The following is a 13405-nucleotide window of genomic DNA, read 5'->3' as shown; positions in this document are numbered from 1 at the left end:
AGGGTTAATTAATAAATATATTCACTTAAAAAATAAACAAATTTGTAATCTGCATATCTGCACATCTGAAATCTGCACATTTGCATACCTGCACATTTGAAATTTGTACATCAAAGAAATGGCCTTGAAAATTTTCAAAAAAGATACAAGTAAGGTAAAAAAGAAAAAGGGCCCTGTTCGCGAATGGGCTGATGCTATTATTTTTGCCGTTATAGCCGCAACACTTATCCGTACACTTTTTATTGAGGCTTATGTGATCCCCAGCGGATCGATGGAAAGCTCGCTGCTTATTGGCGATTATTTGTTTGTAAGTAAGGTGAATTATGGCGCACGTATGCCTATAACACCAATTGGCATACCGTTTACTGCCCATAATATCCCTTATACAGATATAAAATCATATTGGGGCGGTTTACAATTACCATATTATCGCCTGCCTGGCTTTAGTGATATTAAAAAAGGAGATGTTGTTGTATTTAATCTGCCAATGGAGGCCGATTCGCCGTATTACCGCCCGGTGGATAGGCGCGAAAATATTATTAAACGCTGCCAGGGTACTCCAGGCGATACATTGAGTTTAGCCAATGCCCAGGTGTATATTAATAACAAGCCCGAACTAACTTCTCCAACCGGCGAAATGACCTACGTGGTTCGGTCCGATGGCAATCCTATTAATCCCGAGTTGATCAATGAGCTTCATTTAACGGATATTGCGCTCATCAACAATACCGATTTTAAAACCAATACTACTGTAGCATCGGCCAATAAGTTAAAAGCGTTTTCGAACATTAAATCGGTTACCCCGGATATTGCTATAAAAGGTGTGGTTGATGATCTGAATCCTGTATACCCGCTATCGCATCCGGATTATAAAATAGGCCCCATACCCCGGTATGGCTGGAATGTTGATAATTTTGGTCCGGTTATCATCCCTAAAAAAGGATGGACGGTTAAACTCGATAGCCTTACATTCCCCATTTACGGCAGAGCAATTGCCATTTATGAGCATAATGCTGTAAAAGTAGTAGGTAACGATGTTTTTATAAATGGAAAAAAAGCCGATACTTACACCTTTAAAATGAATTACTACTGGATGATGGGTGATAACCGCCATAATTCAACCGATTCGAGATACTGGGGCTTTTTACCGGAAGATCATGTGGTAGGCAAGGCTTTATTTACCTGGATGAGTATTGATAGTACTGCGTCATTTGTAAGTAAAATACGCTGGAACAGGTTATTTAGAGGGATACATTAATTAAATAAAAAATAGCATATAGTGAATATTATAATCGGAGTTTTATTATTGATAGTACTGCCTTATATAGGCCTATACAAATTATTTGAAAAAGCCGGCCGGCCAGGCTGGGAAGGCATAGTGCCCATCTACAATATTTATGTAATGTTAAAACTAAGCGGCAGGCCATTGTGGTGGCTGGCGTTGATGTTGCTGCCGGGTATCAATATCCTGGTACTTATAGGGATTATTGTTGATTTTGTAAAATCGTACGGCAAGTTTGCGTTACTTGATCATATAGGCGCCGTGGCATTGTCATTTATATTTTTACCAAAGTGGGGGTTTGATAAGGACACAAAATACCTGGGCAAGTCGGCAAGCCCGGAATTCAGAGAGAAATATAAAACAGCCCTAAAAAAAACACCCGTACGCGAATGGGCCGATGCTATTATTTTCGCGGTGATAGCCGCTACCCTGATTCGTACGCTTTTTATTGAGGCTTACGTTATTCCAAGCGCATCCATGGAAAGCTCATTGCTAATTGGCGATTACCTGTTTGTGAGCAAGGTAAACTATGGGGCCCGCCTGCCCATGACACCGCTTGCATTTCCTTTTGCACACCATACTATGCCGCTCATTAATACCAAAGCCTATTGGGATGGGATTGAGCTGCCATATTACCGTTTACCGGGCTTAAGCGACATTAAAAAGGGCGATGTTGTGGTTTTTAATTACCCAATGGATGCCGATTCGCCTTTGTACAGGCCGGTTGATAAACGCGAAAATTTTATTAAACGCTGTCAGGGAATACCCGGCGATACATTAAGTATTGTTAACGCAGCGGTTTTTATAAACAGTAAACCCGCAACTACGCCTGTAAACGGCGAAATGACCTATAGGGTTAAATATGATGGAACACCAATTAACCCCCAGCTTATTGCCGATTTGCACCTGCAGGATATAGGTAGCGATAAGATTAATGAGTTTACAACCAATACAACGGCAACTTCTGCAAATGCTTTAAAAGGATATTCAAATATTAAATCGATTATCCCCGAAATTGCACCAGCCGGGGCACCTGATCCTAATTATGCTGTTTATCCGGCAAAATACCAGACTTATAAAATTACGCCAAACTTCCCTAATTTTGTTTGGAACCCGGATAACTTTGGTCCAATCATAGTGCCTAAAAAAGGCTGGACGGTTAAGTTGGATAGTTTAACATTCCCGGTTTATGGCCGTGCTATTGAAATTTATGAAGGCAATAAGGTGCAGGTAGTTGGTAAAGATATCCTGATCAACGGCAAAAAAGCCGATAGCTATACCTTTAAGCTCAACTATTATTTTATGATGGGTGATAACCGCCACAACTCCGAAGATTCACGCTTCTGGGGCTTTGTGCCCGAAGATCATATTGTGGGTAAGGCGCTCTTTATCTGGATGAGTATCGACGACCAGGCATCATTCCTGGGCAAGATCAGGTGGAGCAGGTTGTTTAATATAATCAGGTAAAAAAACACCTGGATAACAAAAAAGCCCTGCCGTCATATATAAACAGCAGGGCTTTTTTTATTATTGCTGATCCAACTCCTTTAAAAACTCCAGCCCCTTTTCCCAATTCCCTAAACCCGATGAAGCGTTGATATGCGCTGCATCACCAATGTTGATGAGCTTGCTGCCCCAGCTATCGGCAAATAATTGTGCGCGTTCTGTGCGTACATAGTAATCATTAGTACTCATCACTGTAATACTTTTAAACGGTAGCTTTATTAATGGCACAGGTGAAAATCCGGTAGTGCCTTCGGGATAAGTATCTGCTTCAGTATCGCTGGGAGCAACCAGGAGCGCACCTTTTATGGCAACGTTAAATTCCTTAGCCCAATAAGCAATAGTGGCACAGGCCAGGCTATGGCCAACCAGGATTATATCTGCAGGGTTGTATTGGTTTACATAGTCGTTAAGGGTATTAATCCAATCGGCACAAACGGGTGTTTCCCAGTCCTGCTGTTCTACACGGATAAAGCCAAATTGCTGTTCCCAGATTGATTGCCAATGTTCGGGGCCCGAATTGCCGAGGCCAGGGATGATAAGAATGGTTGATTTAAATGTCATTTTATGATTACACCTATTATTTTATGATTACACCGATTTGAAAATGATATTACGGTTGGGGGTTATGAACCACAATAAAATCAAAGCATTCCAACTCTGCTTTCAGGGAGCGGAAGTCTCTGCAACTTGTTTTATAACCTCGTTCCGTTGCTCCAGTAACCTGCGCATATACCGTTCCAAAAACAGGAAGTTAGCTATAATTCCTAAAAATCCGAAGGGCGCGTCGAACATAAAAATGTCTTTCATCATTGTTTGGTTATTAACAGGATAAAAGTAATGTTCGTGCCGGAAGGCTTTAAAAGCGCCCGCAACCATTTCATCGGTAAAGTAGTTGGGGTATTCCATTTCGGTAACTTTGGACGTTAGGGTTTGCCATACTCCAAAATGCTTTGCCCGCCAGGTAACGGTTTCGCCAAGCTCAATAAGGCCGCTGGTGCGCCCGGCCACGGCGGTTTCTCCGCTTTGCTGCATCGAATCCACATGCATATCAATGCTCCGCGCAAGGTCGAAACACTTTGCAATAGGGGCATTGATATGGGTGTCGAGTTCGATAATGGGCATGGCTTTAAGCGATTGTACATTAATATGTCCTTGCGAGGAACGAAGCAATCGCATGCTCCGCAAGTCCGCCCTGTTAAGTTCGCGATTGCCACGTCGTTCCTCTTCGCAATGACATGGTTGTAAGTTACTGATTATCAGTATATATTTTAATGATTCTATAAACTGAAATGCTGTCTCAGCATGGCGGCGAGCCGACTCACCCCGACATCGCTGCGCTTGTCACCCCTCTCTCCGCTTCGCGCATAGAGGGGATTTGAAAAATAAATAAAAATGTTTTAAACCCTCTTTCCAACGAAGTTGAAGAGAGGGTCGGCCAGCGTAGCGTAGCCGGGGTGAGTCGTTGCCAGCATGCAAAGCCGATTGCTCGGGTTAAACCCTACACGTCATCCCCTTTTTTTCCAGGATTATCCTGGTGAATACTCGCAATGACAGTTTTTATGGTGTTTTGTAAGGAAAATCGTTTTAATCCTGCAAAATCCCAAAAATCAATTAAAATTCCGCATTCTTCGGGAACCTTGGGAAAGGGATCACATCACGGATGTTGCCCATGCCGGTAACAAACAGCACCAAACGCTCAAAGCCCAAACCAAAACCGGCATGTTCGCAGGCACCAAAGCGGCGGGTATCCAGGTACCACCAAAGTTCATCTTTAGGGATATCCATTTCGTCCATGCGTTGCTCCAGTTTACCAAGACGCTCTTCCCGTTGTGAGCCACCTACAATTTCACCAATGCCCGGAAAAAGAATATCCATGGCGCGAACGGTTTCGCGGCCCTGGGCATCAGGCTCGTTCTGGCGCATGTAAAATGCTTTGATAGCCTTAGGATAATCGGTAAGGATCACCGGTTTTTTGAAGTGTTTTTCTACCAGGTAACGCTCATGCTCCGATTGCAGATCGGTACCCCAGCCTTCAATAGGGTACTGGAATTTTTTCTTTTTATTCGGGGTCGATTCTTTTAAAATCTCAATAGCCTCGGTATATGTAAGGCGCTCAAAATCGTTATCTAAACAAAACTGAAGTTTCTCTAACAAAGTCATTTCCGACCGTTCATTCTGCGGTTTCTGCTTTTCTTCTTCCTGCAGTCGCTGGGTTAAAAATTCCAGGTCATCGGCATTTTTATCTAAAGCATATTTAATCACATATTTCAGCAGGGCCTCGGCAAGGTCCATGTTGTCATTCAAATCATAAAAAGCCATTTCGGGCTCTATCATCCAAAATTCGGCAAGGTGACGGGTAGTGTTTGAGTTTTCGGCACGGAAAGTTGGCCCGAAGGTGTAAATATCGCTCAAAGCCATAGCGCCCAGCTCGCCTTCCAGCTGACCGGATACGGTAAGGTTAGTAGGGCGGCCAAAAAAGTCTTGTTTAAAATCAACCTCGCCGGTATCCGTTTTTGGAGGATTGGCCAGGTCGAAGTTGGTGACATGGAAAGTTTCGCCCGCGCCCTCCGCATCAGATGCGGTAATGATTGGCGTATGCAGGTAAACAAAGCCACGATCCTGGAAAAACTGGTGCACCGCGAATGCCAGGCTGTTACGCAGGCGGAAGATCGACCCAAAAGTACTGGTGCGAAAACGCAGGTGGGCGTTTTCCCTTAAAAATTCCAGGCTGTGTTTTTTGGGCTGAATAGGATATTTTTCAGGATCGCTATCACCCAGGATCTCAATATCAGCAGCAATAACCTCAACTGTTTGGCCTTTACCTAAAGACGCGATAAGCTTTCCTGATACGCTGATAGCGGCGCCAACAGTAATCCGTTTTAACAGGGCGGGATCGGTGTTTTCAAAATCAACCACGATCTGGATATTGTTATTGGTTGAGCCATCATTCAAAGCAATAAAACGATTTGAGCGGAAGGCACGTACCCATCCCTTAACTGTTACATCAATATCGGTTTGCTGGCTCTGCAGCAATGCTTTGATCTTTATGCGCTGACTCATATAAGTATATTTTTTAGAGCCGCAAAAATACAATTAATTATGTAATGATACTTTGAATTTTCCGTCTAAAAAGCTGATGCTATCCGGCTGGCTGCCTGCCGGGTTGTCATAAATTTTAACATATTTAAAGTCGAAAAGCCCCTGTAGAATTTTGTCTTTAGCGTTATACGAAACAATAGTTACTGTATTGCTATGTGTGGAGCTGAGTTTATACCTGCCTGCTATTTCATTGCCTTTGGTTACATGATAATAACCCTCGTTGCTTTTTAGGGTATAATAACCAAGTCCGTCTAACCTTATTCTAAAGCCAAATGTTTCTTCCTGCCCGGCCACATTGTTCCTGCCCGATACGATGAAGGTGTCCTGCACTATGGTAAGACTTAAAGGATTAAACATCGCTTGCGTACCTGCTTTTTGCACAACAATAAAATCCTTAGTTACCGGAAAATCGCAGCATTTCTTTTTAGCACATGATGTAAAAAGTAATGGGGTTGCTAAAAGTAAAAAAAGCAGGTTTTTTTTCATGTTAGCTAAACGGCAGCAGGTTATTGATAAGTGGCTTTATAAATGTATATAAAAGTAGGCGTTACATCTTTATTTATAAATTATTTACCTATTTATACCACTTATAGCTCCCTATTTATGCAAGGCTACATTGAATTTGCCATTTAAAAATTGAAGGCTGGCTGGTTTATCTGCGGGGTAGGTGTGCTTAAACTTTAAGTTAAATGTGCCGGCAATAATACCTTTGTCTTTGTCAAAATTTTTAACTTCAACAGTATTTGCAAAGGTATCATCAAGTTCATATTCGCTGGTAATCACATCCCGGCCTATTGTATTGTAATACAGGGCCTGTTCTCCTTTTAAAGCATATTTTCCCGGTGCCGAAACCTTAAATTGCAAGGTCAGGGTTTCTTCGATGGTAGTATTAAAATTGGTACCAAATATGGCAACTGTGTCGTGAACCATATTGCTGCTTGCTGGGTCGGCACTCCATTGGCTGCTATTCTTTGTAGCTGTAATAAACTGTTGGCCTGGTATAACACAGCAGTCTTTTTTGCCGCAGGCAGTAAAAAACAGGATAATAACAACAGTGATAAGTATATATTTTTTCATGTCAGAAGGTTTTATTATACTTACGAAGCATCAATTACCTTTGATACAGTTTATCAAAATAAAAGCAGGTAACAGGTATAACAAGCTAAATATTAAAAACCTATTTGCTTAAGTTTGCCCCTCATTTAAATGCTTTTATGAATCCCAAATTGAGCCTTGTTATTGGCATTTTGTGCATTTCGTTTTCGCCGATATTTGTAAAGCTTGCCGGGGTATCGCCTATTGGGGCGGCATTTTACAGGGTATTTGTAGCCTGGCTTTGCCTGCTGCCTTTTTGTATTATTAAAAAGAAACTACAGATTGAAAAACGGCAGCTGCTAATTGCAGTAGCTGCCGGTATAGTATTCGCGGCCGATGTGGCGGTTTGGAATTTCTCTTTATTAAAGATCAGTGCAACGGTTTCAACGCTGATTGCCAACCTTGCCCCGGTTTGGGTAGGGCTGTTTAGTTTCCTGCTTTTAAAAAAAAGTTCGGGAAAATTATTCTGGATAGGCACGGTGATTGCTATCGCCGGGATGGTGGTATTGGTTGGCTATGAGCATATTTTGCACCTGGAACTTAACGCCGGTATTTTGCTGGCCATATTGGCCAGTTTGTTTTATGCGGCGTATATCATGATCTCAAAAAATATCATGGCGGGTATAGATGTGTTTACTTTTATGTTTTACAGTATGCTGAGTGCCAGTGTTTTTTTATGGCTCATCAATAGCTTTATGGGCAATAGCATTGTTGATTTTTCAATTAAAGCTTGGCTGTGCTTTGTAGGTATGGGGGTGATATGCCAGCTTGTGGGGTGGCTCACCATCAATTATTCGTTAAGATACCTGGAATCTACCAAAGTTTCCATTGCATTACTCAGCCAAACCGTTTTCGCCGCGATACTCGCATCGTTTTTGTTGAGCGAAAAACTGGAGCTTAACGAGATCATTGGCAGTGCAATTGTGCTTGCTGGGATTGCCGTAACATTTTTAAAGCCACGTAATCAACTAAATAAAATTGTATCTTAACGTTTGTTAAATATCAATTGATGATTTGCCCTACATTTGCATTTTAGCATATGATCATAAAATCCACCATCGACCGTATTATGGAAGCCACCGACATTGTGGAGGTGATAGGGGAGTTTGTGCAGTTAAAAAAGCGCGGAGCCAATTATGTAGGTCTGTCGCCATTTGTAAACGAGCGTACACCATCATTCACAGTTTCGCCGGCTAAAGGGATCTTTAAAGATTTCTCGTCGGGCAAAGGCGGCTCTGCGGTTACATTTTTGATGGAACTGGAAAAGTTCAGTTATCCCGAAGCCCTTAAGTGGCTGGCAAAAAAATATAGCATCGAGGTTGAAGAAACTGTTGAAGCGCCAGAGAACCGCGAGGAAGAGCAACGCCGCGAAAGCCTGATGATAGTAACGGCTTATGCAGCTAAATTCTTCCATGAAAGCCTGCTGGATACAGACGAAGGCAAAAGTATTGGCCTGAGCTATTTTAAAGAGCGCGGTTTTAGCAACGATATCATAAAAAAATTTGAGCTTGGTTACTCTCCCGATCAATGGGAAGCTTTTACCGGTACTGCCATAAAAGAAGGTTACCAGGCACAGTTTTTAGAAGAAAGCGGCCTTTCTGTTAAGCGGGATAATGGTACGCTATATGACCGTTACCGTGGCCGGGTAATGTTTCCTATCCATAGCTTTACCGGCCGGGTGATTGCCTTTGGCGGCCGTACGCTTAAAAAAGATAAGAACGTACCCAAGTATGTAAACTCGCCCGAGTCGGAGATCTACCATAAGTCAAACGTGCTTTATGGGCTTTACTTTGCCAAGAAAGCCATTCGCGAGGAGGATAACTGCTATTTGGTAGAGGGTTATGCCGATGTGCTTTCGGTAGTGCAGGCCGGTATTGAAAACGTGGTGGCCTCGTCGGGAACGTCGTTAACCGTGGAACAGATCAAGCTGATTAGCAGGTTTACCAAAAATATCACCATTTTGTATGATGGCGATGCGGCGGGGATCAAAGCCTCTTTACGTGGACTGGATATGATCCTGGAAGAAGGCCTTAACGTAAAGGTAGTTTCTTTTCCCGAAGGGCATGACCCAGACTCCTATGTGCGTAGCGTGGGCACAAATGCTTTCAAAAAGCACATTGAAGAAAATAAAAAGGATTTTATTCTTTACAAAGCTAATATCCTTTTAAAAGAAGCGGGTAACGACCCGATTAAGAAAGCCGAGATCATCCGCGAAATAGTGGAGAGTATTGCTAAGATCCCGGATTCTATCAAGGCATCAGTCTTTATTAAAGAATGCAGTTATATATTGCAGATAGATGAACGGGCACTGCTATCCGAACTAAATAAAATGCGCCAGGCCAAGGCGAAAAAGGATGGGCAGCAACAGCAAAACAACACCAGGTATTCATCGCCGCCACCCGATGAGCCCAACTTTTTTGATGAACCCGAGATAAAGGAAACTAAACAGGAGTATTTTCAAGAAAAGGAAATTATTCGGCTGCTGCTGTTATATGGCAGTAAAATGATTGACTGGGATGGCATTGCTAATACTTATATCGGTCCGTTTATGATTGCCGAACTTGGGGATGTTACTTTTGAGCATACAGCCTGTAAACTGTTTGTGGAGTTATACCGCCAGGAAGTAGAAAATGGCGTACTGCCCGAGGATAATTATTTTATCCATCATCATGATAAAGGAATTGTAGATCTTACTATAGATCTGCTTACTACTAAATACACCCTGAGCGAGAACTGGTACGAAATGCACAGGATAATGATTAACGATGAACAGGCCAATATGAAGGCTACCATTTTGGGTGCTATTTTTCATCTTAAAAAGCATAAGGTAGAGAAAATACTTGATGGCCTGCGTGCCGAACTCAAAACAGCCGAAACTGAGGCAGACCAGGAAATATTGCTAAACCAATATATCCGGATGAAAAAAGTTGAAAAAAGTATCTCCGACTTTTTAGGTTCGGTAATTATCAAATAAATGGCTCAACACCTTGAATTAGGTCGCGCGGGCGAAACTTTAGCCAAAACACACCTGGAAAATTCTGGCTACGAAATATTGGACGAGAACTGGACCCATGGTAAAGCCGAGATAGACCTGATTGCATATAAAGACAAGGTTATTATATTTGCCGAGGTTAAAACCCGTACAGGAATAGGTTTTGGCCTACCCGAAGATTTTGTAGATGCCCGTAAACAAAAACTACTGGCCGATGCTGCAGATGAATATATTTACCTGATGAATCACCAGGGTGATGTGCGGTTTGATATTATCGCCATTTTGTTCGACAAGGATAAGAATTATATACTAAACCATATCGAAGACGCGTTTTGGCCGACAGGAACTTAAACTTATGAAGATTAATAAATTAAAGGTAATTTTTGCTGCGGGCTTATTGCTTGCATTTGGTTGTAACGGCTGTCGCGAAAAATCGGCAGATAACGGCGCTGATTATACCATAAGTCCCGAAGCAGGTACTACTTACAAAGCAGGCGACGAAGTGAAAGTAAAAGTTGGTTTACCTGCAGATACCAAACCCGATTCGATAGTATATATGATGGAAGCTACCCGCCTGGGATTGGCTAAAGATACGTCCGGGATCAGCGTAAAAACAGATACTATTCCTTTAGGTATTAAGATAATTACTGCCAGGGTTTACAATGACGGCAAAAGCCAGGATGTAAGCACCAATATACTGTTATTAGCCGCCAAAGCCCCCGAAAGCTATACTTATAAAGTGGAAAAAACTTTTCCGCATGATACCAGCTTATACACCGAAGGATTACAATATATTGATGGCGTGATGTACGAAAGCACAGGTGATTACCAACGATCTGCCTTGCTTAAAGTCGATTTACAAACCGGAACAATTTTGAAAAAGGTAAAGTTGAAGGACAGTACTTATTTTGGAGAGGGCCTGTCTGTTGTCGGCGATAAAATTATCCAGCTTACCTGGAAAAACAAGGTTGGTTTGGTTTACGATAAAAATACGCTTAAACTGCTTAATACCTTCCCCAACAATGTGGGCGCCGAGGGCTGGGGTATGTGCTTTGATGGTAAAAAGCTTTACATGGATGATAGCACCAACCGTATTTGGTTTTTAAATAAGGATACGTATCAGCAAATTGGATTTATTGATGTATGTGATGACAAGGGCCAGATTGATTCTGTTAACGAATTGGAATACATAGATGGTAAGCTATATGCCAATGTTTACCAAACGGACGATATCCTGGTTATTAACCCCAAAACAGGCGCTGTAGAGCAAAAAATAGATATGACAAACCTGTACCCTGAATCGGAGCGCCCGGCCGGCCGCGATTGGAGCAATAACGTACTTAACGGTATTGCCTACGATGCCGCTACCAAACGCATTTTTGTAACCGGTAAAAGGTGGCCTAAAATATACCAGGTAAAGTTTAGCCCTGGCCCCCTAACCCCCTGAAGGGGGAACTGATGTGCAGATATGCAGATTCCAGATGTGCAGATTTTAAACAACAAAGGCCGGTTTCGAAGAAACCGGCCTTTGTTGTTTATGTTAATCAAAAACTCCCCCTTCAGGGGGCCGGGGGGCTTACCGCCATGCCTTATACAAATTGATTAACCCATTGGTTGATGAATCATGTTTAATAATCGGTCTCATAAATTGGGGCGACAATGAATTTTGATCTGATATAAAAGAGCTATGCAAATCAAAAATTCATTGCCGTTGGCTTTAGCCAACAATAGTTATCCTTTTATAACCTGCCATCCATATTTAGTCATAAACTCATTTATCTCATCTTCAAATGATTTTTTTGAATGATGGGTCTCTTGATTTTTTATATACTTAATAACGGTATCTACCTGAGATTCACTTACCGAAACGGCGAAGTAGTCATCCTGCCAGCTAAATTGTTCATCAACCAAATTATTCTTATTAATCCAGAATGATGATTCTCCTTTTATAAGCTGAGTTATTTTGGCGATATTTTGGTCTTTTCCCAAAGAGATAAGGCAATGGACATGATCGGTATATCCATTAATCGCTTGTAGAAATATTTCTTTCTCTTTGCAATTTTCGGCAATGTGTTTGTATACATCGTGTCTGAACTCTTTTTTGAGCCAGGGATTGCGGTTCTTAGTGGAGAATACCAAATGGATCCAGATTTTTACAAAAGACATATTTGTGATGGTTTGGGTAAATTTATCTAAAATAAGGCTATTTCTAAAGCATAGTTTAATTTGGCTAAAGCCAACATTACGCCATTTTATAATCCGTCCCATAAATGGGACGGCAATGAAATTGAATTGCCAGTTCATTGCCGTGGTTCCAGTCAATGGATGTCAAGTATTAAGGTTGACTTAAACCTTTTCCGATTAATAGGACAAGCAAACAACTTGCAAATCAAAATTCATTGCCGTTTTATAATCCGTCCCATAAATGGGCCGGCAATGAAATTGAATTGCCAGTTGATTGCCGTGGTTCCAGTCAATGGATCTCAGGTATTAAGGTTGACTTAAACCTTTTCCGATTAATAGGACAAGCAAACAACTTGCAAATCAAAATTCATTGTCGTTTTATAATCCGTCCCATAAATGGGACGGCAATGAAATTGAATTGCCAGTTCATTGCCGTGGTTCCAGTCAATGGATGTCAAGTATTAAGGTTGACTTAAACCTTTTCCGATTAACAGGACAAGCAAACAACTTGCAAATCAAAATTCATTGCCGTTGGCTTTAGCCAACGGATAGTCAGCAAGCAAATCCGGCTTTAGCCAAAATCAACGCCATGCCTTATACAAATTGATCAGCCCATTAGTTGATGAATCATGGCTGCTGATCGGCCTCATAAATGGAGGCGACAATGAATTTTGATCTGATATAAAAGAGCTATGCAAATCAAAATTCATTATGATAGTCCGGGTAAAGTTTGTGAAGAAATAAATTTTCAACATATCAATCGTTTACATACATTAGGGAAACCTTATCAAATAATGTATGTTTAAAAATCTTTTTTCATTTAACGGCCGTATCAGAAGAACTGAGTACGGCATCAGTTTAATTATCTATGTTATATCTTATTTAACTATCAGGATATCAGCTGAAGCGGGCGATGGGCCTAAAGCAATTTTATTAGTGTTTATTCCACTCCTATGGTTTTCCTGGTCGCAGGGAGCGAAAAGATGCCATGATCTTGGAAAAAGCGGATGGTGGCAAATAATCCCTTTTTATTTTTTCTGGCTGCTGTTTGAGGATGGTAATCCCGGCGAGAATGAATATGGTTATAGCCCTAAGGAACGGGAATCTTTTGGCCCGGAGCAATATGAAAGCCCTTTTCCGGATAAACCATCGATAAATGGTAGTTATTCAAATAGTGACGAGCTTAAGGATTAGTCCCTGGTTCCGAAAGAGGGAAGAGCATTTGCTCAAAAATTATAAACAGAAAA

13 protein-coding genes are annotated in these 13405 nt (G+C 41.6%); 7 read left to right on the top strand and 6 right to left on the bottom strand.

Annotation, left to right across the window (positions count from 1 at the left end; all coding sequences use genetic code 11):
* Positions 1-118: 118 nt before the first annotated feature.
* Both lepB (AC1DO4_RS08485) and lepB (AC1DO4_RS08480) read left to right on the top strand, forming a co-directional pair.
* Complete coding sequence (gene lepB, locus AC1DO4_RS08485) at positions 119-1258, top strand: signal peptidase I (protein WP_477414785.1); 1140 nt, start codon at positions 119-121, stop codon at positions 1256-1258.
* Between the two features lie 18 nt (positions 1259-1276).
* On the top strand, positions 1277-2749 hold the full coding sequence (gene lepB, locus AC1DO4_RS08480; protein ID WP_477414979.1) for a signal peptidase I: 1473 nt from the start codon (positions 1277-1279) through the stop codon (positions 2747-2749).
* Positions 2750-2809: 60 nt separating this feature from the next.
* Here lepB (AC1DO4_RS08480) and AC1DO4_RS08475 read toward each other — a convergent pair whose 3' ends face one another.
* The 5 genes from AC1DO4_RS08475 to AC1DO4_RS08455 form a co-directional block, all read right to left on the bottom strand.
* Positions 2810-3349, bottom strand: a complete 540-nt coding sequence (locus AC1DO4_RS08475; protein ID WP_477414783.1) for an RBBP9/YdeN family alpha/beta hydrolase — start codon at positions 3347-3349, stop codon at positions 2810-2812.
* Between the two features lie 102 nt (positions 3350-3451).
* Positions 3452-3910 carry an SRPBCC family protein gene (locus AC1DO4_RS08470; RefSeq protein ID WP_477414781.1) on the bottom strand — a complete coding sequence of 153 codons (459 nt, stop codon included), beginning with the start codon at positions 3908-3910 and terminating at the stop codon, positions 3452-3454.
* 489 nt (positions 3911-4399) lie between these two features.
* Positions 4400-5848: an asparagine--tRNA ligase gene (gene asnS / locus AC1DO4_RS08465; RefSeq protein WP_477414779.1), complete on the bottom strand. Its 1449-nt coding sequence runs from the start codon at positions 5846-5848 to the stop codon at positions 4400-4402.
* A 33-nt stretch (positions 5849-5881) separates the two neighbouring features.
* Positions 5882-6373 carry a hypothetical protein gene (locus tag AC1DO4_RS08460; protein ID WP_477414777.1) on the bottom strand — a complete coding sequence of 164 codons (492 nt, stop codon included), beginning with the start codon at positions 6371-6373 and terminating at the stop codon, positions 5882-5884.
* Between the two features lie 111 nt (positions 6374-6484).
* Positions 6485-6964 carry a DUF6252 domain-containing protein gene (locus AC1DO4_RS08455; protein ID WP_477414775.1) on the bottom strand — a complete coding sequence of 160 codons (480 nt, stop codon included), beginning with the start codon at positions 6962-6964 and terminating at the stop codon, positions 6485-6487.
* 137 nt (positions 6965-7101) lie between these two features.
* Here AC1DO4_RS08455 and AC1DO4_RS08450 point away from each other — a divergent pair, with 137 nt between their 5' ends.
* Genes AC1DO4_RS08450 through AC1DO4_RS08435 form a run of 4 tightly spaced genes read left to right on the top strand, consistent with a single transcriptional unit; the run spans position 7102 to position 11421 of the window.
* Positions 7102-7971, top strand: coding sequence for a DMT family transporter (locus AC1DO4_RS08450; protein ID WP_477414773.1), 870 nt, complete (start codon positions 7102-7104; stop codon positions 7969-7971).
* A gap of 50 nt (positions 7972-8021) precedes the next feature.
* Positions 8022-9956 carry a DNA primase gene (gene dnaG, locus AC1DO4_RS08445; RefSeq protein ID WP_477404102.1) on the top strand — a complete coding sequence of 645 codons (1935 nt, stop codon included), beginning with the start codon at positions 8022-8024 and terminating at the stop codon, positions 9954-9956.
* Positions 9957-10325 carry a YraN family protein gene (locus AC1DO4_RS08440; protein WP_477414771.1) on the top strand — a complete coding sequence of 123 codons (369 nt, stop codon included), beginning with the start codon at positions 9957-9959 and terminating at the stop codon, positions 10323-10325.
* Positions 10326-10329: 4 nt separating this feature from the next.
* On the top strand, positions 10330-11421 hold the full coding sequence (locus tag AC1DO4_RS08435) for a glutaminyl-peptide cyclotransferase (RefSeq protein WP_477414769.1): 1092 nt from the start codon (positions 10330-10332) through the stop codon (positions 11419-11421).
* Between the two features lie 284 nt (positions 11422-11705).
* On the opposite strand, the gene tnpA is transcribed toward AC1DO4_RS08435, so the two are convergent.
* Positions 11706-12278, bottom strand: coding sequence for an IS200/IS605 family transposase (gene tnpA, locus AC1DO4_RS08430; RefSeq protein WP_477414767.1), 573 nt, complete (start codon positions 12276-12278; stop codon positions 11706-11708).
* A 678-nt stretch (positions 12279-12956) separates the two neighbouring features.
* Here tnpA and AC1DO4_RS08425 point away from each other — a divergent pair.
* Positions 12957-13352 carry a DUF805 domain-containing protein gene (locus AC1DO4_RS08425; protein WP_477414765.1) on the top strand — a complete coding sequence of 132 codons (396 nt, stop codon included), beginning with the start codon at positions 12957-12959 and terminating at the stop codon, positions 13350-13352.
* The last annotated feature ends 53 nt before the right edge of the window (positions 13353-13405 follow it).

The organism is Mucilaginibacter sp. P5_A6 (assembly GCF_056400585.1).
The sequence above is the reverse complement of the archived record's forward strand: the minus strand, read 5'-3'. Positions and strand labels throughout refer to the sequence as shown.

What these genes read in the sequence shown, in the direction of transcription:
- AC1DO4_RS08450 (WP_477414773.1), top strand. Translation starts at nt 7,102, where the DNA reads ATGAATCCCAAATTGAGCCTTGTTATTGGCATTTTGTGCATTTCGTTT.
- AC1DO4_RS08475 (WP_477414783.1), bottom strand. Translation starts at nt 3,349, where the DNA reads ATGACATTTAAATCAACCATTCTTATCATCCCTGGCCTCGGCAATTCG.
- AC1DO4_RS08435 (WP_477414769.1), top strand. Translation starts at nt 10,330, where the DNA reads ATGAAGATTAATAAATTAAAGGTAATTTTTGCTGCGGGCTTATTGCTT.
- lepB (WP_477414785.1), top strand. Translation starts at nt 119, where the DNA reads ATGGCCTTGAAAATTTTCAAAAAAGATACAAGTAAGGTAAAAAAGAAA.
- AC1DO4_RS08440 (WP_477414771.1), top strand. Translation starts at nt 9,957, where the DNA reads ATGGCTCAACACCTTGAATTAGGTCGCGCGGGCGAAACTTTAGCCAAA.
- tnpA (WP_477414767.1), bottom strand. Translation starts at nt 12,278, where the DNA reads ATGAACTGGCAATTCAATTTCATTGCCGTCCCATTTATGGGACGGATT.
- AC1DO4_RS08455 (WP_477414775.1), bottom strand. Translation starts at nt 6,964, where the DNA reads ATGAAAAAATATATACTTATCACTGTTGTTATTATCCTGTTTTTTACT.
- asnS (WP_477414779.1), bottom strand. Translation starts at nt 5,848, where the DNA reads ATGAGTCAGCGCATAAAGATCAAAGCATTGCTGCAGAGCCAGCAAACC.
- AC1DO4_RS08460 (WP_477414777.1), bottom strand. Translation starts at nt 6,373, where the DNA reads ATGAAAAAAAACCTGCTTTTTTTACTTTTAGCAACCCCATTACTTTTT.
- AC1DO4_RS08425 (WP_477414765.1), top strand. Translation starts at nt 12,957, where the DNA reads ATGTTTAAAAATCTTTTTTCATTTAACGGCCGTATCAGAAGAACTGAG.
- AC1DO4_RS08470 (WP_477414781.1), bottom strand. Translation starts at nt 3,910, where the DNA reads ATGCCCATTATCGAACTCGACACCCATATCAATGCCCCTATTGCAAAG.
- dnaG (WP_477404102.1), top strand. Translation starts at nt 8,022, where the DNA reads ATGATCATAAAATCCACCATCGACCGTATTATGGAAGCCACCGACATT.